Origin of the sequence: Pseudomonas sp. L7, assembly GCF_046605565.1 — a bacterium.
In the GTDB taxonomy this organism is placed as follows: Bacteria; Pseudomonadota; Gammaproteobacteria; order Pseudomonadales; family Pseudomonadaceae; genus Aquipseudomonas; species Aquipseudomonas wayambapalatensis.
On record NZ_CP176784.1, the window covers coordinates 3,442,314 to 3,457,953 of the forward strand.

Annotated in this window: 26 protein-coding genes; 5 read left to right on the forward strand and 21 right to left on the reverse strand. The window is 59.6% G+C overall.

What is annotated here, in order from left to right:
* Window positions 1-29: 29 nt before the first annotated feature.
* The 4 genes from ACK3BK_RS15720 to ACK3BK_RS15735 form a co-directional block, all read right to left on the reverse strand.
* A complete protein-coding gene (locus tag ACK3BK_RS15720; protein ID WP_411382807.1) occupies window positions 30-377 on the reverse strand; it encodes a hypothetical protein in 348 nt (115 codons plus the stop codon).
* Between the two features lie 71 nt (window positions 378-448).
* Window positions 449-580: a hypothetical protein gene (locus ACK3BK_RS15725; RefSeq protein ID WP_411382808.1), complete on the reverse strand. Its 132-nt coding sequence runs from the start codon at window positions 578-580 to the stop codon at window positions 449-451.
* Between the two features lie 131 nt (window positions 581-711).
* Window positions 712-1,185: a hypothetical protein gene (locus ACK3BK_RS15730; protein WP_411382809.1), complete on the reverse strand. Its 474-nt coding sequence runs from the start codon at window positions 1,183-1,185 to the stop codon at window positions 712-714.
* 69 nt (window positions 1,186-1,254) lie between these two features.
* Window positions 1,255-2,415: a phage tail tube protein gene (locus ACK3BK_RS15735; protein ID WP_411382810.1), complete on the reverse strand. Its 1,161-nt coding sequence runs from the start codon at window positions 2,413-2,415 to the stop codon at window positions 1,255-1,257.
* Window positions 2,416-2,546: 131 nt separating this feature from the next.
* On the opposite strand from ACK3BK_RS15735, the gene ACK3BK_RS15740 reads away from it, so the two are divergent.
* On the forward strand, window positions 2,547-3,164 hold the full coding sequence (locus ACK3BK_RS15740; RefSeq protein ID WP_186668980.1) for a hypothetical protein: 618 nt from the start codon (window positions 2,547-2,549) through the stop codon (window positions 3,162-3,164).
* On the opposite strand, the gene ACK3BK_RS15745 is transcribed toward ACK3BK_RS15740, so the two are convergent.
* From ACK3BK_RS15745 to ACK3BK_RS15775, 7 genes are read right to left on the reverse strand one after another with little or no spacing between them, the layout of a single operon-like run.
* A complete protein-coding gene (locus tag ACK3BK_RS15745) occupies window positions 3,133-3,546 on the reverse strand; it encodes a hypothetical protein (RefSeq protein WP_411382811.1) in 414 nt (137 codons plus the stop codon). The genes ACK3BK_RS15740 and ACK3BK_RS15745 overlap by 32 nt on opposite strands.
* A complete protein-coding gene (locus ACK3BK_RS15750; protein WP_186668976.1) occupies window positions 3,543-3,959 on the reverse strand; it encodes an HK97 gp10 family phage protein in 417 nt (138 codons plus the stop codon). The genes ACK3BK_RS15745 and ACK3BK_RS15750 overlap by 4 nt, the downstream gene beginning before the upstream one ends.
* Entirely contained in the window at window positions 3,959-4,345 is a 387-nt protein-coding gene (locus ACK3BK_RS15755) for a glutamate 5-kinase (protein ID WP_411382812.1), read from the reverse strand. Before ACK3BK_RS15755 ends, ACK3BK_RS15750 begins: the two co-directional genes overlap by 1 nt.
* 1 nt (window position 4,346) lies before the next feature.
* Window positions 4,347-4,718, reverse strand: a complete 372-nt coding sequence (locus ACK3BK_RS15760; RefSeq protein ID WP_411382813.1) for a hypothetical protein — start codon at window positions 4,716-4,718, stop codon at window positions 4,347-4,349.
* The gene (locus ACK3BK_RS15765) at window positions 4,718-5,014 is read right to left on the reverse strand and encodes a hypothetical protein (RefSeq protein WP_411382814.1); all 297 of its coding nucleotides are present in this window, start codon (window positions 5,012-5,014) and stop codon (window positions 4,718-4,720) included. Before ACK3BK_RS15765 ends, ACK3BK_RS15760 begins: the two co-directional genes overlap by 1 nt.
* Before the next feature lie 42 nt (window positions 5,015-5,056).
* Window positions 5,057-6,025, reverse strand: coding sequence for a major capsid protein (locus tag ACK3BK_RS15770; RefSeq protein ID WP_411382815.1), 969 nt, complete (start codon window positions 6,023-6,025; stop codon window positions 5,057-5,059).
* Window positions 6,026-6,034: 9 nt separating this feature from the next.
* Window positions 6,035-6,781, reverse strand: coding sequence for a DUF6651 domain-containing protein (locus ACK3BK_RS15775; protein ID WP_411382816.1), 747 nt, complete (start codon window positions 6,779-6,781; stop codon window positions 6,035-6,037).
* Window positions 6,782-6,955: 174 nt separating this feature from the next.
* On the opposite strand from ACK3BK_RS15775, the gene ACK3BK_RS15780 reads away from it, so the two are divergent.
* Entirely contained in the window at window positions 6,956-7,459 is a 504-nt protein-coding gene (locus ACK3BK_RS15780; protein ID WP_411382817.1) for a hypothetical protein, read from the forward strand.
* Window positions 7,460-7,502: 43 nt separating this feature from the next.
* On the opposite strand, the gene ACK3BK_RS15785 is transcribed toward ACK3BK_RS15780, so the two are convergent.
* The 5 genes from ACK3BK_RS15785 to ACK3BK_RS15805 are packed head-to-tail and all read right to left on the reverse strand — an operon-like array spanning window position 7,503 to window position 12,359.
* A complete protein-coding gene (locus tag ACK3BK_RS15785) occupies window positions 7,503-8,579 on the reverse strand; it encodes a hypothetical protein (protein ID WP_411382818.1) in 1,077 nt (358 codons plus the stop codon).
* On the reverse strand, window positions 8,579-9,958 hold the full coding sequence (locus ACK3BK_RS15790) for a DUF4055 domain-containing protein (protein WP_411382819.1): 1,380 nt from the start codon (window positions 9,956-9,958) through the stop codon (window positions 8,579-8,581). The genes ACK3BK_RS15785 and ACK3BK_RS15790 overlap by 1 nt, the downstream gene beginning before the upstream one ends.
* A gap of 2 nt (window positions 9,959-9,960) precedes the next feature.
* A complete protein-coding gene (locus ACK3BK_RS15795) occupies window positions 9,961-11,256 on the reverse strand; it encodes a terminase large subunit domain-containing protein (RefSeq protein WP_411382820.1) in 1,296 nt (431 codons plus the stop codon).
* A complete protein-coding gene (locus ACK3BK_RS15800) occupies window positions 11,243-11,704 on the reverse strand; it encodes a DUF2280 domain-containing protein (protein WP_411382821.1) in 462 nt (153 codons plus the stop codon). Before ACK3BK_RS15800 ends, ACK3BK_RS15795 begins: the two co-directional genes overlap by 14 nt.
* A gap of 31 nt (window positions 11,705-11,735) precedes the next feature.
* Window positions 11,736-12,359 (reverse strand): putative metallopeptidase, encoded by a 624-nt coding sequence (locus ACK3BK_RS15805; protein WP_411382822.1) that lies wholly within the window; start codon window positions 12,357-12,359, stop codon window positions 11,736-11,738.
* 403 nt (window positions 12,360-12,762) lie between these two features.
* Here ACK3BK_RS15805 and ACK3BK_RS15810 point away from each other — a divergent pair, with 403 nt between their 5' ends.
* Window positions 12,763-12,963 (forward strand): hypothetical protein, encoded by a 201-nt coding sequence (locus ACK3BK_RS15810; protein ID WP_411382823.1) that lies wholly within the window; start codon window positions 12,763-12,765, stop codon window positions 12,961-12,963.
* A 31-nt stretch (window positions 12,964-12,994) separates the two neighbouring features.
* Here the strand turns inward: ACK3BK_RS15810 and ACK3BK_RS15815 are convergent, their stop codons facing one another.
* From ACK3BK_RS15815 to ACK3BK_RS15830, 4 genes are read right to left on the reverse strand one after another with little or no spacing between them, the layout of a single operon-like run.
* The gene (locus tag ACK3BK_RS15815; RefSeq protein ID WP_411382824.1) at window positions 12,995-13,249 is read right to left on the reverse strand and encodes a hypothetical protein; all 255 of its coding nucleotides are present in this window, start codon (window positions 13,247-13,249) and stop codon (window positions 12,995-12,997) included.
* Window positions 13,246-13,437 carry a hypothetical protein gene (locus tag ACK3BK_RS15820; protein ID WP_411382825.1) on the reverse strand — a complete coding sequence of 64 codons (192 nt, stop codon included), beginning with the start codon at window positions 13,435-13,437 and terminating at the stop codon, window positions 13,246-13,248. Before ACK3BK_RS15820 ends, ACK3BK_RS15815 begins: the two co-directional genes overlap by 4 nt.
* Window positions 13,438-13,485: 48 nt before the next feature.
* Window positions 13,486-13,749 carry a hypothetical protein gene (locus tag ACK3BK_RS15825; protein WP_411382826.1) on the reverse strand — a complete coding sequence of 88 codons (264 nt, stop codon included), beginning with the start codon at window positions 13,747-13,749 and terminating at the stop codon, window positions 13,486-13,488.
* A 1-nt stretch (window position 13,750) separates the two neighbouring features.
* The gene (locus tag ACK3BK_RS15830) at window positions 13,751-14,074 is read right to left on the reverse strand and encodes a peptidase M48, Ste24p (protein WP_151924332.1); all 324 of its coding nucleotides are present in this window, start codon (window positions 14,072-14,074) and stop codon (window positions 13,751-13,753) included.
* A gap of 96 nt (window positions 14,075-14,170) precedes the next feature.
* Between ACK3BK_RS15830 and ACK3BK_RS15835 the strand changes: the two genes are divergently transcribed.
* A complete protein-coding gene (locus tag ACK3BK_RS15835) occupies window positions 14,171-14,353 on the forward strand; it encodes a type II toxin-antitoxin system HicA family toxin (protein WP_411382827.1) in 183 nt (60 codons plus the stop codon).
* Window positions 14,354-14,400: 47 nt separating this feature from the next.
* Complete coding sequence (locus ACK3BK_RS15840) at window positions 14,401-15,105, forward strand: type II toxin-antitoxin system HicB family antitoxin (RefSeq protein ID WP_411382828.1); 705 nt, start codon at window positions 14,401-14,403, stop codon at window positions 15,103-15,105.
* A 96-nt stretch (window positions 15,106-15,201) separates the two neighbouring features.
* Here ACK3BK_RS15840 and ACK3BK_RS15845 read toward each other — a convergent pair whose 3' ends face one another.
* A complete protein-coding gene (locus ACK3BK_RS15845) occupies window positions 15,202-15,591 on the reverse strand; it encodes a hypothetical protein (RefSeq protein WP_411382829.1) in 390 nt (129 codons plus the stop codon).
* Window positions 15,592-15,640 lie beyond the last annotated feature (49 nt).

Genomic DNA, 15,640 nt, shown 5'->3' on the forward strand with positions numbered 1-15,640 from the left:
GCATCGCCCGGTTTCTTGGTTTCGATCTTCTACTTTTTTCTACTGAGATAGGCGGTGGTTCTATCCATAGACTCGCCGATCTGTGTATTTGCCTGTGTTAAACCGCTCATCTCTTCCGGGGTGACATGCTGGAACAGCTCTTCGGGCTTGACCGATGCCAGGAATTTAGAGGATTTTGCCTTGAATTCATCGTAGGCCTTCTCGGCCTTTTTGCAGGGCGCCATGTCCCCTTGCCTCACTGACTCTTCGCATTTCAGCTGAAGCGCCAAAGCGCCTTGCACCGAGGTGTAGGCTTGCTGATAGGCGTCCCTGGCCTCGTCCGCTATGGCTGCACAGCAGATGGAAGAGGCCATAACAAACGCAGCAAAACTTCTCATGTTCACATTCCTGGCATCTGAGATTTCAACCAAGCATAAAACAGCTGATTAGAAATTTCTGAACGAATGACTTAGCCCTCTTCGTCATCTTCCTCAAGCGCCAGCTCATCCAGCGCGAACAACACCTCATCCACCAGCCGTCGAGGAAGCGGCAACGGGTGAGCCTCCAGCCAGTCGCTGATCTCCCTGACGGACAGGCGCAACGGATGGACCGACGCCGCGCCCACCAGATAGCGCCGCCCGCGCGCCGCGTTGCGGAAGGCGCTGAGCAGACTGCCGGTGATTGGGTCAAGAGTGGGCTCCTCAGGAACCGCGATGCGCAGTTTCTGGTAGATCAGGCTCCGCTTTTCCGACGCTTGCCCCCATTCCCGCTCCCATTCGAAGCGGGCGATGGCTTTCCCTTCACTTCCTCGAGCTCCTCGCGGTTCTCGGCGGCGATCCTGGAGGCGCGTCCCAGCACGAAGTAGAAGAACTCCTGGCTGGCCTGCAGCATCTCGGCGCAGACCGGCTCGCTGTACGCCAACGGCTTGCCCTGCTCGTCCTGGGCGCCCTCCCAGTCCTTCACGATGAAGGAGGCCAGGAGCAGACAGTGGTTATCGTGCTCGGACTTCTCGCCGTCTAGCACGCCAATGGAGCCTTCTCCGAACTGAGCGTCGTTGCGCGCCAGGCGGCGGCGCATACGCTCGAGGGCGATCTGGTACTGCTGGTTGTCCAGCGGGAGCAGCAGTACCTTGGTGTCTTTGTCGAACTCCTCCCAGCGCGCCTCGGCGCTCTTGGCGGTGTCGATTTTCTTCAGTTGGAGAGCCATGGGCATTCCTCACGCCACGCCATAAAAGGACCGCCCCGGCCGGCGTTGTAGCCGGGGCAGCCAAAAAGATCAGGAAACGGTGATGGTCGCGGTGTCGGTCTTGGTGCCGTCCACTGCGCTGGTCGCAGTGATGATCGCGGTGCCGGAGCTGATCGCGGTCACCAGGCCGCTGCTGCTGACGGTGGCCACGCCTGGGGCGCTGGTGGACCACGTCACGTTCTGCGGCGCACCCGCCGGAGAGACGGTCTTGCTCATCTGCTGGGTGTCGCCCACGTCCAGGGTGGCGGTGGCCGGGGTGACATCGATGCTTGCGACCGGCGCGGCCTGCACGCGGGTAATGGTCGGCGCCACCTTGGCCACGGTGTAGTTCAGCGATACCTCGATCAGGTCGCGCTTACCGCCGTTGGGCAGGTCGCCGTCCACCTCCAGCGCAGGGAAGTTCAGCGTGTAGCTATTGCCCAGGCTGTCGGTGATCGGAAAGGTCAGTGCGATCGGCAGCCGGGTGAAGGTGTTCTTCCAGATCTGCCAGGCGCGCTTTGACCAGGCCATGGTGATGGTGCCTGTGATCGCCGCCTCGGTGGCAATCTGTGCGCCAGGTCCGAGCTTGCTGTTGCCAATGCAGCGCTGCGCCTGGAGGCTGTTGTCCAGGTTCATGGTAAGCGCCGAGACGCAAGCGATGCCTTCCATGGACTGACCGTCAATGGTCAGGGTGCCAACGTTGATGTTCGACATGAACGGGCTGGTGGTCGGCGGGTTGGTCGCGGCGACGGTGTTGCTCTCACCGTCGGCGTAGTCCAGGCCAGCCATGCCGAAGGTGGCGGTGATCTTGCCGTCCGATGGCACTTCCAGCGCGAAGGTCGAGACGTGCATGCCCTTGAACAGGGTGTAGACGCCCACGTCGTTGAAGTTCTTCGCGATGGTGAAGGTGTGGCGCGTGTCACCAACGGTCAGAACGTTTCCGGCCCATGTGCCGTAGAAGGCAGCCTCGAAAAGCTTGTCGAACGAGCCGAAGGACAGCTCTCCGACCAGGTCGCCCTGGATATCGGCACTGGTGGCCACCGATCCCTGGCTGATGCGAGACTCGGTTATCTCGTCGCTGACCTGGGTGTTCACGGTCGGCGAAAGGGTGTTGCTGGTCAGGCGCAGGGTGTCCCAGTTGCCTGTGGTGGGGGTGACGCCGGGTGTTACCTCGGGAATGAGGTAGCTGGTTTGCTTTGCGCCAGACGACATACGGATGTCTCCTTTGTGCGGGCATAAAAAAGCCCGCTAAGCGCGGGCGGGGGATGCCGAAAAGCTATCCAAAAAATAGTAGGAGGCCCATTATTACGCCCCTACATTCGATATCACTAAAAGGGATTTCTATGGAAATTATGGAGATTTACAAAGATGTGGTCGGTGCATTGCCCCCGACTGAGATAATCGCTGCGATAGCTGCAATTGCAGCATCTGCATCAGCTTTATTTGCTGCAATTACAATCATTTCAACGGCTCGCGCGAGATCCAATGAGCGGTTACTAGAGCACGCGATAGAAACCCTTGAACGGGCATATTCGTCTCTGGTTGGAAACTCTCAAGATGGGAAGATTCCAGTAGCGGACAGGCTCGCTTGGCTAACGTCCGCGCGCCTCATAGAAGAATACAAAAGCGCAAAGAAGAGGATTTCAAGCGCCCTGATCCGTCAGGAATGCGAGAGCCATGAAGAACATTGGCGGCATCAGTTTTACCTGAAACTCAAAAATCTGTCCGGCGGAGACATTAACTACTACAGCAAGAATGGAAGTATCGAATGCATAAATCCAGTTTCCGCCGTGATTATTCATGCATTCGCCGACTGGCCAGAGGGAAAGAAAGATCCATTACGAAAATACCGTGACGAGAAGGACGCCGTAGCAAAACTAAAGCCTATGGCACGGTGGTTTATCCTTCACCAATACTGCGGAACCCTACCTAACCCGCACGGAACCGGACGTTCACGTTGATCTGGTAGTAGTCGTTGAAGGTGCCCACAACGTGCTGGGATACCTCCAGGCACTCGATATGGCCATGCTGCCAGGCCTGGAAGTGGTCAGAGAGGCCGTCGGCCAGCGTATTGATGGCGGACAGCCCGGCGCCCTTGCGGCAGAAGCACTGGATCACGACCTGACCTGGGCGCCTGAAGTGCGGTCGGTCGGCCATGCCGGCGAACGCCGCGGTGGCATATTGGATCTCGAATGCGCACCAGACGCCGTCGGCTGGCGGCTGGAAAGAGCCACCGCCAGGGGTCGGGCTGTTGGCGTACTCGATCCGGTCCTGGCCTATGCCGCCAAAGCTGGCCATGCGCGCCGTGAGCGTCTTGCGGACGGTCTCGAAGGGTACGGTCATATCCACTTCTCGGTGACAGCGATGAATGAGATGCCGTACACGCCCATGGGCGACATGCGGCTGTAGCCAGCCGAGGTGACCTTCTCGGTTGGACCCTCGTAGCCGCCGAATTCGAGTAGCTCGGCATATGGCTGGTTGTTCTGCAGGTACACGGTGCTGAACGGCTTGAGCGTTGAGATGGCCGAGACCGCGGCTTGAAAGGTAGCTTCGCCCGTCAGGTCCAGCGCCTCGCTGATCTCGTAGGACGGCGTGCCGATAGTGACGATGTTGCTCGCCATATACCCGCCCTTGTCCACCGGGGCATTGGTCAGCACCTCGCGCACCAGCTCAATGACGATTTGTCGCTGCATGTCGGTCAGATCTTCCTCGATCTGGTCGGCAAACAGGGTCGGCGACAGCGACCAGCCGGCCATCACGACCTCCTGAGCTGGAGGCGGTATGTGGCCGATGCTGGGTCAGCCCGGGCGGTCCTGACTTCGTAGGTGAGCTGCTGCGCACGATCCATCAGATCAGGCGCGGTTACCTTATGGCCAACATCAGGAACATCGGTTATCTCATTGGCGAGGACCGTCAGGCGGAGATCGCCGACCAAGATGTTGATGTTGTCGATCCGCCGGTCCTCGTAGCGAGACAGCACGCCACGGCCCGTATACGTCACTGGCTGCGCCGTGCTGACCTCATCGACCGGATCCCAATCGCCAGGCCCCATATACTCGCCCGTGAAGTTCACGACCGCATCAGCCAGGTCCGTATTGAACGCCTGGGCCAAATCGGCCTGCAGCTCATCGCGAAGTCCCATATCACCCTCTCACGATCTTGGTCTGGCCGCTGCTGTTCAAGTAATGCGCCAGCAGCGCCAAGGCGAACGACTCGCCAGCGCTGATGGTGCGGGAGGATTCGGAGTAGGTTTTGCTGCTGGAAACCCCGTCAGCGTTGACCGACTTGCTGAGCACGCCGGTCTCCTTGCTGTCGTAGATATTGCCCGCTGCTGCCTCTCGGGCGATCTCGGCGCCGGCCTGAATCACGTCATCCGGAACCGGATCTAACTCAGGCAAGCCGAGATTGGTCAGCCAGGTGTTGGCCATCAGCACCGCCCGGGCCTTCTGGTCGTCGGGCGCCCAGGTCGGCCCAAGCAGGGCGTCTACCTGCTCGACGGTGATGTAGATGGTCATTACTTGGCCTCGCCCAGCAGCTTCTGCAGGTCTTCCACGCTGGCATCAGTCGCGAACTGAACACCCTTTTCAGTCAGAGCGGCCTGCAGTTTGGTCTTCAGCTCGGCTTCTTCGGCTGCCTTCTTCTCGGCAGCAGACTTGCTAGCCTTCGAGCCTTTGGCCTCCTTCAGCGGCTCCGGGTGTTCATAGCCATCAGGCGCGAAGCGCGCATCGATGATCTTGTAGCCCTTCTGCCGCAGTTCGGCTTTACGCTCAGTGCCGACCGGGTGTTTCTCGTAAATCACTTTCTCGCTCATGGCAATCTCCTGGGGAATGCGCCCCGGAGGGCGCGGTACCTGTTACTTGGTAGCGTCACCGATGGTCAGCACGCCGGCCGAGGCCTTGATGCTGTTCGCCACCAGATCCCAGTTGGCGCCGGTGGAAAGCTCGGAGTTGGTCGGCGACTTGCCGCCGTTGGCGGTGTCCCAGGTGTAGCCCTTAAGGCCCAGGCCGAAGGTGTAGTCGGCCTGCATGGTGGTCTCGATACGCTCCTTGCCGTTGGAGGTCTCGATGTTGGTGATCAGGTCGGAACCATCCATCACCATGGCTGCGCCATCGGCCAGGCTGAGCACCTTCTGCTTGTTCGGGGTGCCAGCCTCGTACAGCGCCGGGGCATCGGTAACGATCACCGCCTTGCCCAGAACGTCGACGACCAGAACACCACCCGCCTGGAACAGCTGCTGGTTGTTGGCCAGGTTCTTACCGATCAGGGCGTGGTACTGGGCGCCGGTCATGACCTGAGCGATCAGTCGTGCCGAGGCGTCGCCGAACAGCGCGTGGGCACCGTTGATGGCGATGTAGTCGACGCCAGCGGTTGCCGACACGTCGTTGAGCGCGCCCGGCTGGTTGCCGATGGCCGCGACCAGGGCGGCGATGGCAGTGTTCAGCTGATCCGAGACGATGGCTTCGGACAGGTTGCGGCTGATGACCTCCAGCGCTTCCTCGGGGTTTTTCTGCACCCAGGACAACTGCGCAGGCTCCCACAGGATCGGGCCGAAGCCGCCTGCGATCTTCACCGAGTCGTACTGTTTCTGCGACAGAGGGGTCGCCGCCTGGCTGCCGTTCGCGGCGTAACGGTCAACGCGACGTTGAGCGCCGTGCAGGCCCGCCCAGAACGATTCCTGCAGGAAGTCACCGTCGATGCCCTGAGTGGTCAGGCGAATCGATCCAGCCGAGGCGGCGTTGAACTTGTCGACGTCCTGGGTCAGGGTTTCGATGGTGGCGTGGCGAAGGTATTCGTTGAACACCTTCATGTTCGAAAGGGCCATTGGGCCTCCTTATTCGCTTGCGATCAGGCCTTTCATGGCTTCCAGGCGCTCTGCCTTGGTGCCACCGAAATTGCCCTGTGTGGTTTTGTTGCCACCACCGCCGTTCGGGGCGCCGCCGCCATTGGCACCGGAGCTCTTCAGGATGTGGTCGCGATGGGGGTACTGCGAGACGAGGGTTTCCAGCGCTTCGTTGAAGTCGGCCAGCTCACCCGGGCGGCTGCGGCTGAAGATCTTCTGGCCTTGGGCGTCGTAGGCGACCACCTTGCCTTCTTCGATCTTGAAGCTGTTGCCGAAGGTGGCCTGGACCATGTCAGCCGGCACCGCCATCTTCTCGGCGATGAACTGCGAACGGGCGAAGCTGCCGCCGATCTTCTCGGCATACAGCTGCTGCTCGAAGCCCTGCGCCTTGGTGTTGGCTTCGTCGAGCTGGGTCTGGAAGGCCTTGCTGATCTCGCCCTTCACCTTCTCGATCTCGCCGGCATCCACCAGCTTCTTGGCGTCGAGGTTGGCGACGATCTCCAGGGCTTTCTTGGCGGCCGCAGCATCTTCGATGCCTTCAAACGCCTTGGCGGTCTTCTCGAAGCCGTCGGCGCGCTCGCGGTGCGACTTGGCTTCGGCATTCAGCCGGGTGATGGTGTTGCGGGTGCCTACGGCATCGAAGGCGACTTCTTTGCCATCGTCTTCAACGTAGACCGGCTTGCCATCTTCGATCACGGCGTAATGCTTGCCATCCACTTCAACGGTCTTGAGTTTCATGTCGTCTCTCTGGGCCATCCGGCCAGTTGATGAGCCATCCGGCCCTAGTTGCGCCCCGTCCATCCGAACCGCAGGCAGAAAAAAGCCCCGGCATTGGCCAGGGCTGTTGGTTGCAAAGTTAGAAGCTAGAGGTAGGATCCGCAGCTCGCTTACCAGAGAACCTTGGAGCTTGAAATGGACTTAGGCGCATCCACGACCGCGCGATGGACGATTGCAATTGGATTTCTTGGAGTATTTGCCAGCATTTGCGCAGCGGCGCTGGCGTACTACGCCAGCTATCTCTCCACCCACCAGGCCACCATCGAGACTTGCATGCGGCGAGTCGACAAACAGGAAGCGGTCATCAGAGAAAAGTCCGAAGCTGTGCTGGGTTCAATAGCGGCCTTCGGCAGCAAAATCCAGGCGCCCGACAGCACTGAAGACAAGCAAGCACTTTTCCACGTTCTTGGTCAGGCAGTGGTGGAAAGCTCAATGCGCCTCGTTGCGTATGCACCAGAAGAGCTCGTCGTTCCGACACTCAAGCTTGCAGCTACTGTTCAAATTGGGCTTATGGCAGAGACCACCGAAGAGAAGCTCGAATCGCTATCGCTGGCCCCTACAGCAATGAAGGATTGGCCAAAACAGTATTTTTCTCTGATGGAAAAATTTGAAAGCCGGAGAAAAGACTGCTTCAAATGAACCCGCACCACAGCATTGACCATCTCTATTTCGTGGCGCGGGTTCAGTTAAGCCGTTGCTTTAACTCATCGAGGGTCAGAAGTTTCCCCTTGTCATTGTAAAACGCGGCTAGCTTCAACCCACCCTGCCGCATCAGCCGGGCGCGCTCAGGTCCAAGGATCTCGTCCTGGCGCGCAGCTGACTGCCTGCTGAGCCATTCGGCGTAGGTGGTCGACTCAGGAACTTGGCCGTCCATGCTCGCCCGCGTAGCGCCGTCGCTGAAGCCAAGGGCCTTGGCGCTCTTGAGCACCGGTACCTTGGAGGAACGGCAGCAGAAGTGGATGCGGCCCGGCCCGGCCAGCCACGGGATCGTGTGGCCAATGGGCTTGTAGGTGCCCAGGGTGTAGGGCAACCGGTCGCGGATCCGGCAGTCGCTCGATGTGTGGTTGTCCAGCGTACTGAGCCACTCCATGTGGCTGATGATGTCGCTGTTGGCCTCATACGCTGCGTCGCTGGCTGTTTCGGCAGTATGGGATACCGCAGACCGCACTACCGCCTCAACGTCGCGCCTGGCCTTCTGGAGGGCCCCATCGGCGTAATGCTGCACCTTGGTGCCCATGACCGTGCGGACGATATCCGCAGTGGTGCGCCCCTCGACAACGCCCGAGCGCACAGCGTCGCGTACTGTGGCAGCGCGGCTGGACTCGATGCCGGCCATCCACTCCCTCAGCAGGCGCCCCTGGAATGGTCGGGCCTGGGCTATCGCCTTCACCGCGCTGAACGCCGGGGAGACGACCGGGTATGCCTCCTGCACCAGAGCCGGGAGAACGGCCCGCAACGCGCTCTGCTGGAACGCCAGCTCGTAACTGATCAGCCCATCGGTCACCTGGTCCATGGCCAGGCGGATCTCAATGAAGGTTTGCTGGTTGATCCGCAGCACCGCCGACAGGGCGATATCGACAGCCGCAGCCGACAGGTCGGTGCCGAGGTTGTCGATCGCCTCGATCAGCGCAGCCCGCAGGTCGGCATCCTTGCTGTTGAGGATCTTGATGATCGTCATCACCTGGCTGTTGCTCAGCCTGGACAGGTCGACCTCATGCCCGATCAGCTCGTTCAGCAGCTTCTCGTTGGCCGTCTTCATCACAGCGTACCGAGGGCCGGGCCCTGGGCGTCAATCTTCGCCCGCTCATCGCCCCAGTCGTATTCGTCGCTGATCACGCCGCGGCGCTGCATCTCGGTGAACAGCGTCTCCTTGGAGATCATGCCGGCATTGGCCATCGAGACCAGCGTCGGCAGAGAAACCTCTGGCATGTAGTCAACGTCGTAGTTGCCACGCATCTCGACTGTGCCGCCGTCGCCGAGGCTGCGGTACTCGGCCATGAACTGCAGCAGCTGCGCCAGGCAGTCGCCGAAATGGTTCGACATCCGCTGCAGGGGTGACAGCTCTTGCGCCGCCTCCTCCTCAGCCTGGGTCGCGGTCTTGGTCGCGGCCTTCTCCGGCGTGAGCAGCTTGCCGCCGGCCATCCGCATCTCATCGAGCAGGTCCTTCAACGCGGTGCGGCCGGCTTCCACGGCCTTGCCGGTGTGCTCCACGTATTTCAGGTCGCCACTGGCCGGCAGGTCGGTCAAAGACCCGGTGCCGACCTTGAACTCGGGCGGCACCGGCTTGCCCTGATCAGTGAACTGCATCTGCACGCCGATGCGGGCCAGGATCGGCACGCGGATGACGTGCAGGATGTTGTCCTGGTCGCTCTGGCTCTGCCAGTGCTTGACGTTCAGGTGGGCCAGCTCCAGCAGCGGCGGCTTGGCCGTCATGAAACCGGTGCGCCCGGTGTAGAAAGTCACCCATGGGATGCGGCCCAGGCTAGTGGTGCCCTGCTCGTGGAGCGCCCAGACCGCCTTCGACGTTGCGCGGCGGTAGGTTCGCCACCCGCCGGGGATCAGAACGCGGATCTGCTCGACGCACTTGGCGCCGAACTCGCCATCCTCCTCCTCTACCACCTCGCGGTAGCGGACCATGGTCAGCACGCCGCCCTTGGAGCGCCAGCCCAGCACCTGGGATGGCTTCACCATCACCACATATGGGCGGACGCCGGCGGCCTGCTCCTCGGCCTTCGTCTTCAGCCCATCAACTGACGGGTGATCGACGAATGCGTGGCAGAGGCCGAACCCCAGTCCCTCGCGAAAGAACTCTACCGCCCACGAGTTCAGGTCATTGCCGGCCCGGTCGATGTCCGTTGCCATCGCGACGATGTCCTCGGGCACGCCATCGCCAAGCTGCAGGGGCTCAGCGAACACCCTGGCAGTCATGTTGCTGATCGTCTCAGAGTAGGCCGGCAGTAGCGTCGAGAGGCGCAGGCGTTCCCGGTAGCCTTCGTCCGACTCGGCCGGGTACTGCGGCAGCAGCTTCTTGCCCGCTGCCCGCATCGCCATAGTCCCACCCATGAGCGGCGTGATCACAGCCCAGTACCCGCGCATCTCGTCGACGGCGGGAAGCGTGATGCTTGGGTTATCGCTCATGGTCACATTCTCAAGGATTGGGTCACGATCACTGGTTTGACGATCGGATAGTCATGGTGGATGAAGTAGCCGCCAGCGTCGTTGGCGTGGTCGTTGCTCTGGCTCTTGTCCGGCTCACCTGTTGGCGCCCAGATCTGCTGCTCTAGGCAGTCTGCGTAGGTTGGGCAGAGATCTGTGTTGACCCGGTAGCGGCGCTCGCCGGCCGAGTTGCAGAACATGGCGTTCATGGCATTGATCCGGTCTTTCACCGGAGGGTTTGCCTCTGGCGCCATCACTGTAAATCCGGCCTGGCGCAGCAGCTCAAGGTCAGTGGTGCTCGCATTGACCGATTTCCGGCCTTTGCCCGAGGCATCGGGGAACACCAGAATTTCGCGCGTCTTGTGGTAATTGCCCTCGGCGTACAGCCAGTAGCGCTCCTTGATCTGACGGATCATGTCAGGCGTGTCGTAGCCGTTCATGATCTCGCCCACTGCATGGGGCATACCCAGGCGCTTGACGTGGACGATGGCCGACATCTTGCCGACGTTGAAGTCCATGCCCACAAAGATCGGCTCGCCGGGCTGCACAGACTCATGGCTGCCGTTCAGCTTGCGGTTGTAGGCGGTGTAGATAGAACCGGAATTCAGGTTGACGAACTGACCGTTTAAATAGGCCAGGATCAGCTGCTCCGGGTAGGAGTCCATCAGGGATGGGATGTAGTCCGGCGGCAGGTTCAACTCGTTGTCGAACGTGCTGGCCTGCACCAGGCCGTACATGCCCTGCATCGCTGGCTTCTCGCGCAGCTGCTTCACGAACTGCTGGTAGACGAACTTGAACCCCTCGGGGGTCGTGGTCACGTCTACGCCGTTCTTCAGCCCGGGCACGTTGTAACGCATCCGGGCAATAATCTTGCGCCAGGCGTGCTCAGCCTTCAGCGCGGGCAAAACGTCGAGTTCATCGACCAGGGCGTGCCCGATCTTGAAACCCACGATGGTCTGCGGCTTCTCCATCGAGCGGCAGATGGTCGTGCTGCGGTACTGACCGCCGCTGTAGAACTCGACCTCCTTGTCGCTCTCCTTCGTCTTGACCTTCAGGCCCCAGTCGAAGGCGACCTCCTCGATGGTCGGGAAGAAGATGTCACGAATCTGTGGGTAGGTCGGGGCAAAGTAGCCGGAGTCGATCCGAGGCCACTCCCACACGTGCTTGCACAGCGCCGCGCAGCCAACCCAGGTCTTGCCCGAACCGAACCCGGCCACGAAGCCGCGGAACTTGTTCTCCATGCGGAGGAAGTTGGCCTGGGGCACGTTAAGTGACGGCATCCGACTTCCTCGCATCCACCACGTCGACCTGCACCCGGGTGGGCGGTACGTTGTCGTGCGGATTCTCGTTCTTGGTCTGGCGGTTCACGTAGACGTCGCCGACCTCTTTGGCTGCCTGCTCCAGAAGCTGGGCGGTCAGAGCCATGTTCTTCATCGACTCGGCCTTCTCAGCCATCCTGCCCAGCGCACGGAGGCGATAGGCTCGGTTGGCGATGGGTATGTCGGCTGTCTCTTCACGGAATCGCTTGCGGGTGTCCTCAAACAGGGCTACCCAGCGCTTGGCTAGGCCCTTACCCGAGAACTTCGTGGGATCGTGTGTTTCCACCTGCTGACGGGTCACGGTGATGCTGAATTCTTTCTGGACGGCCTCTACCACCTGTGACGGCGTGTCGAAGCACGCCAAGGCCTGAACGATAAAGGCCTTCACGTCGTTGCTGAGGGCTGCCATAGGCTGTCATCCGTCCAGAGCCTGTCCAGAATCACGCCGACTTGAGCAGACAGGTTCCGCAGGCCCTCGAAATGTTGATCTTGGCCACCTCGGGCGGCCGGCTTGCAGCGTCGATTAGCTGCTGTACGTCTTCGCTGGCACCGTAGCGCCGCACCACGCCGACGAACTCTTCGACGTCATGTCCGCGCAGGTAGAGCTTGGGCAGCCCGTCTTGGGTGAACTTTGGTGCGCCGTACTCATCGGTCGCCTGGGCGATATGGTACAGCTCGTGCTCTACCAGGGCGCAAAACTCGGCGTCGGTGCACTGGGCGCAGTAGTCGGCCGCCAAGGTGATCAGGTAGACCGGCTCCTCGCCGAACCAATCCCGCATCTGTTGCTCTTGCCGGGCCTTCTGCCATCCACCTGCGCGGAACATCAGCTGCTCGGCCTGGCCTAGCACCACCCTTCCCTGCTTGGCGAATCCAGAGGATGCCCAAAGCACTCCAATGTTGGCGTCGATCAGGTGAGAGTGGTCTTCGTTGTGGATGCTGCCAGTGTTAGCCAGGATCTGGCGGCTGACCCAATCCCACACTTCAGGAGCTGGCACCAGACGTATTCCGAAATCAGAGAGCTCTGAAAGCCCAAGCAGTGATTGAGGAGGAATAGGTCTTTCCATCGGTCACCTGACATTCAAAACGCACACGAATCAATTTCAGACCGCAAAGCGGGGCGAATACGGCCCTCACGGAAGAGTTAACCGCGGAGGATAGGAGGCTCACACAGTAAGTGGAGTTACGACATGCAAAAAACAGAAATTGCCTTGGTCTTGATTCTCAGCACGGTCGCGGCTTGGCCATGGCTAAAAAAGCTCTTCACCTGGAAGTCAGCACTGATACTCGCCCTTGGAGGGGTCGTCCTCTGGAAAATGGTTAAGGCTTAGTCAACAAGAAACCCGGCTCGGAAGGCTCGTTCGATCGCCTCCCAGTCGGGTCGCTTGGTTGTCATGCGGAAATCCGGATACTTGAAATGATGGCTGGTTGCCGGTATTGGTAAGGATCAATCAATGCAAGGAAGTAGTTATGTCTGAAACATTCGCCCCAATTGTTGAAAACAACTCAGTCCTGAAAAGCGAAGCAAAGCGCGCTGCGGCGGTTGCTGCGGCACTAGATTTGATCCATGCATATGCAGGGAGCGGCAATCAGAAGTTCAGCCTGAGCGCTCACATGAAGATGCTCTCGACCTACGCCGACCAGATCCAGCAAGCGCTGAAGGTCAAGTGACACAGCCGTGCCGCACTCACCTGCGGCACACCTACCCTTCCCCGCCATCCAGCAGAACGCCGATCAGCTTCTGCTCTCCCAGACGCATCGCGCCCAGACATTGCAGATCGTCGCACTTAGGTCCGAGCCCAAAAACGGTTACTTCGCCATTCGGACCGATCATGGTCAGCGTTCCGACGGAGCATTCGGGATGCTCGCCGGCATCTAGGTCATCGGCAATCTTGCGCAGGGTCTTGGCGGCATCGCGCCAGTCTTCCCGCTTGAATTCAAGAATCTTGACGGTCATTCGATCACCATCTGATGAGTTTGCGCATGCGCATGCCCGTGCAGCAGGCCAACCAGTAGCCCCTGCGGAAGCCCGGCATCCTTGGCGGCATCAATCGCTTTCACCAGGGTGGCGTCGAGCTGTGCGACTGCGTGGGCGATATCCTTGCTTACCGGAAGCTCATGGCGAATGCGGGTGACGTTGCTCATTGCTACTCCCGCGCCACGAAACGGCGCATCTAAATTTTGTGGCGCGGATCAGCCGAATACGTGGCCGCGACGCGCCCAGGCATAGGTAACCACCCCAGCGTGCAGCATCACGCCGAATGGGTTTACCCAGTGACCTTGCAGTGCGGTGACGAATGCCCCGAACCCGCCAATAGCGACCAGGTAGAACGCAACGCTTAGCAGCGGCTTATCCACCGGGCGTACCTTGCGCAGGTAGTCACAGGCAGCGACCACCACCAGAACGCAAAGGAACACGTCTAGGGCAGTCATCGCCGAAACCAGGATGCTGTTCATATCAGGCACCTCGCGCCGTGACGAACGACCCCATGGCAGCCTTGATTGCCGGGATGATGTTCATCGCTGTCAGACCCAGCACGAAGGCTACCCCGCACAGAAGGTCATCGGTGACAGCAAGATCGAGCTTGGGAGCAAGCCAGGCAGTGACGGGCTGGGTCAGGTAGACCGAGAAACCAAATCCGGTGGCGACCGCTGTTGCGGCCTGGAACCGGGTCAGATCTTTCAGGAAACCGAGCGACAGAATCGAGCCGATGAAGGCCGCCATCACCACCCCATATTTGCCCAGCACCACGCTGACGGCAGTGCTTGTTGGTTCTGCCATGGCTAACCCTCAGTGCAACAAATTAACTGAACACTTGTGTTTACACTGAACATAAATGTTTATATAATGAACCCACCAACACACAACGGAGGGTTGATGAAGTACAGCGAGTTCAGGAGGTGGTTGGAGGCCCAAGGGGTCGAGTTCTCGAAGTCAGCCAAAGGCAGCCACTTCAAGATTCGCTACAAGGACCGCCAAACGATCTTCCCGAGCCACGGAGCCAAAGAGATAGGCGAAGGGCTCAGGAAGGAGATCATCAAGCAACTGGGCCTCAAGTGAGGCCCTTCCACCTGATCGCGAAACAAGTCAGCCCCAAGAGAGGAAACATGTACGACTTCAAAATCGTGGCTCACGAAGAAAACGATCACTTCTGGTCGTCTTGCCCTGACATCCCCGAGGCGCACAGCGCGGGCGATACCCTGGAAGAACTTCTCGCGAATGCAGTTGAGGGGATCACCTTGGCGCTATCGATCTATGTAGACCGTAGAAAGCCAATTCCGCAAGCATCCGGAGACGGTGACTATGAGGTCCAGCTTCCGAGTGTAACGGTCTCCAAAATAGTGCTCTGGAACCAGCTATTGGCCAAAGGCCAAACCAAAGCCGACCTCGCGAACGCTCTCAAAATTTCTCCCACTGCCGCAGCTAGACTGGTGGATTTTGAGCACACGTCGAAGATGGAGCAGCTTGAAAAAGCCCTGAGCGCTCTGAGCGCTGGAGTGCGCATCGTTCCTGCAGATCCCGAATGGATCACCCTCCCCCATGGCGGCGGGCAAGCAGGCTTCTATGTTGGACGCCTGCTTGACGAACTCAAAGCGCGTCAAAACATGGAGATGGTGGTAGGTGCAGTAACCGAAAACCTGGACCAGGTGAAGCCAGAGTCGCTGGATTATTTTCTTCGCACTCGTTACGCAAAAAACCCGAACATCATGCAGGCGGTACGGGGGGTGATCCAGGCTCTTGTCGATACCGGAACAATTGAGCACATCCCAAGACAAGCCGGGGTTCCGGCTGGTTTCATCCGGCTGAAATGACATCTCATCTCCCGGCCGCAGGGCCGGGACTCTTGAGGCCCTCTTCGGGCAATAAAAAAACCCAGCGCTTGGCCGGGTCTATTTTACTGATCTTTCTCAGTCTTTCTTTTCTTGATGATCTTCGAGCTCGAACCATACGTCCGAAGCCTTCACCACAATGATGTGCCCTTGGATGCTCATCTGGTCCGATAGCTTTTTGTGCTTTTCAACGGCTTTCCTTGCCCGTTTGAAGACAGCTTCCGGACTGGTTTCTTCCGTCAAGCCAGATATGAAGTACGTTGCATGAGGAAGCTGCTTCGTTCCTCCTGCCATGTCTTTGATGGTCTGAGAAAAGCCCTGCTCAGCCATGCGTTCATGGAAGTACTCATATTTGCTGCCGTTCGAAAGCTCTACACGAGCTAGAAATGCAGTTTCTTGTTCTGGCAAGAACGTCGTGTGAGGGTCTCGCATCACACTATTCACGATGTTGCTAAGCGTGACTCGCATTGTGGCCATCCATAGTTAGGTGGTAGCGCCGTACATTGGGGTCCACGCG

What these genes read in the sequence shown, in the direction of transcription:
- ACK3BK_RS15720 (WP_411382807.1), bottom strand. Translation starts at nt 377, where the DNA reads ATGAGAAGTTTTGCTGCGTTTGTTATGGCCTCTTCCATCTGCTGTGCA.
- ACK3BK_RS15730 (WP_411382809.1), bottom strand. Translation starts at nt 1,185, where the DNA reads ATGGCTCTCCAACTGAAGAAAATCGACACCGCCAAGAGCGCCGAGGCG.
- ACK3BK_RS15735 (WP_411382810.1), bottom strand. Translation starts at nt 2,415, where the DNA reads ATGTCGTCTGGCGCAAAGCAAACCAGCTACCTCATTCCCGAGGTAACA.
- ACK3BK_RS15740 (WP_186668980.1), top strand. Translation starts at nt 2,547, where the DNA reads ATGGAAATTATGGAGATTTACAAAGATGTGGTCGGTGCATTGCCCCCG.
- ACK3BK_RS15745 (WP_411382811.1), bottom strand. Translation starts at nt 3,546, where the DNA reads ATGACCGTACCCTTCGAGACCGTCCGCAAGACGCTCACGGCGCGCATG.
- ACK3BK_RS15750 (WP_186668976.1), bottom strand. Translation starts at nt 3,959, where the DNA reads ATGGCCGGCTGGTCGCTGTCGCCGACCCTGTTTGCCGACCAGATCGAG.
- ACK3BK_RS15755 (WP_411382812.1), bottom strand. Translation starts at nt 4,345, where the DNA reads ATGGGACTTCGCGATGAGCTGCAGGCCGATTTGGCCCAGGCGTTCAAT.
- ACK3BK_RS15760 (WP_411382813.1), bottom strand. Translation starts at nt 4,718, where the DNA reads ATGACCATCTACATCACCGTCGAGCAGGTAGACGCCCTGCTTGGGCCG.
- ACK3BK_RS15765 (WP_411382814.1), bottom strand. Translation starts at nt 5,014, where the DNA reads ATGAGCGAGAAAGTGATTTACGAGAAACACCCGGTCGGCACTGAGCGT.
- ACK3BK_RS15770 (WP_411382815.1), bottom strand. Translation starts at nt 6,025, where the DNA reads ATGGCCCTTTCGAACATGAAGGTGTTCAACGAATACCTTCGCCACGCC.
- ACK3BK_RS15775 (WP_411382816.1), bottom strand. Translation starts at nt 6,781, where the DNA reads ATGAAACTCAAGACCGTTGAAGTGGATGGCAAGCATTACGCCGTGATC.
- ACK3BK_RS15780 (WP_411382817.1), top strand. Translation starts at nt 6,956, where the DNA reads ATGGACTTAGGCGCATCCACGACCGCGCGATGGACGATTGCAATTGGA.
- ACK3BK_RS15785 (WP_411382818.1), bottom strand. Translation starts at nt 8,579, where the DNA reads ATGAAGACGGCCAACGAGAAGCTGCTGAACGAGCTGATCGGGCATGAG.
- ACK3BK_RS15790 (WP_411382819.1), bottom strand. Translation starts at nt 9,958, where the DNA reads ATGAGCGATAACCCAAGCATCACGCTTCCCGCCGTCGACGAGATGCGC.
- ACK3BK_RS15795 (WP_411382820.1), bottom strand. Translation starts at nt 11,256, where the DNA reads ATGCCGTCACTTAACGTGCCCCAGGCCAACTTCCTCCGCATGGAGAAC.
- ACK3BK_RS15800 (WP_411382821.1), bottom strand. Translation starts at nt 11,704, where the DNA reads ATGGCAGCCCTCAGCAACGACGTGAAGGCCTTTATCGTTCAGGCCTTG.
- ACK3BK_RS15805 (WP_411382822.1), bottom strand. Translation starts at nt 12,359, where the DNA reads ATGGAAAGACCTATTCCTCCTCAATCACTGCTTGGGCTTTCAGAGCTC.
- ACK3BK_RS15810 (WP_411382823.1), top strand. Translation starts at nt 12,763, where the DNA reads ATGTCTGAAACATTCGCCCCAATTGTTGAAAACAACTCAGTCCTGAAA.
- ACK3BK_RS15815 (WP_411382824.1), bottom strand. Translation starts at nt 13,249, where the DNA reads ATGACCGTCAAGATTCTTGAATTCAAGCGGGAAGACTGGCGCGATGCC.
- ACK3BK_RS15820 (WP_411382825.1), bottom strand. Translation starts at nt 13,437, where the DNA reads ATGAGCAACGTCACCCGCATTCGCCATGAGCTTCCGGTAAGCAAGGAT.
- ACK3BK_RS15825 (WP_411382826.1), bottom strand. Translation starts at nt 13,749, where the DNA reads ATGAACAGCATCCTGGTTTCGGCGATGACTGCCCTAGACGTGTTCCTT.
- ACK3BK_RS15830 (WP_151924332.1), bottom strand. Translation starts at nt 14,074, where the DNA reads ATGGCAGAACCAACAAGCACTGCCGTCAGCGTGGTGCTGGGCAAATAT.
- ACK3BK_RS15835 (WP_411382827.1), top strand. Translation starts at nt 14,171, where the DNA reads ATGAAGTACAGCGAGTTCAGGAGGTGGTTGGAGGCCCAAGGGGTCGAG.
- ACK3BK_RS15840 (WP_411382828.1), top strand. Translation starts at nt 14,401, where the DNA reads ATGTACGACTTCAAAATCGTGGCTCACGAAGAAAACGATCACTTCTGG.
- ACK3BK_RS15845 (WP_411382829.1), bottom strand. Translation starts at nt 15,591, where the DNA reads ATGCGAGTCACGCTTAGCAACATCGTGAATAGTGTGATGCGAGACCCT.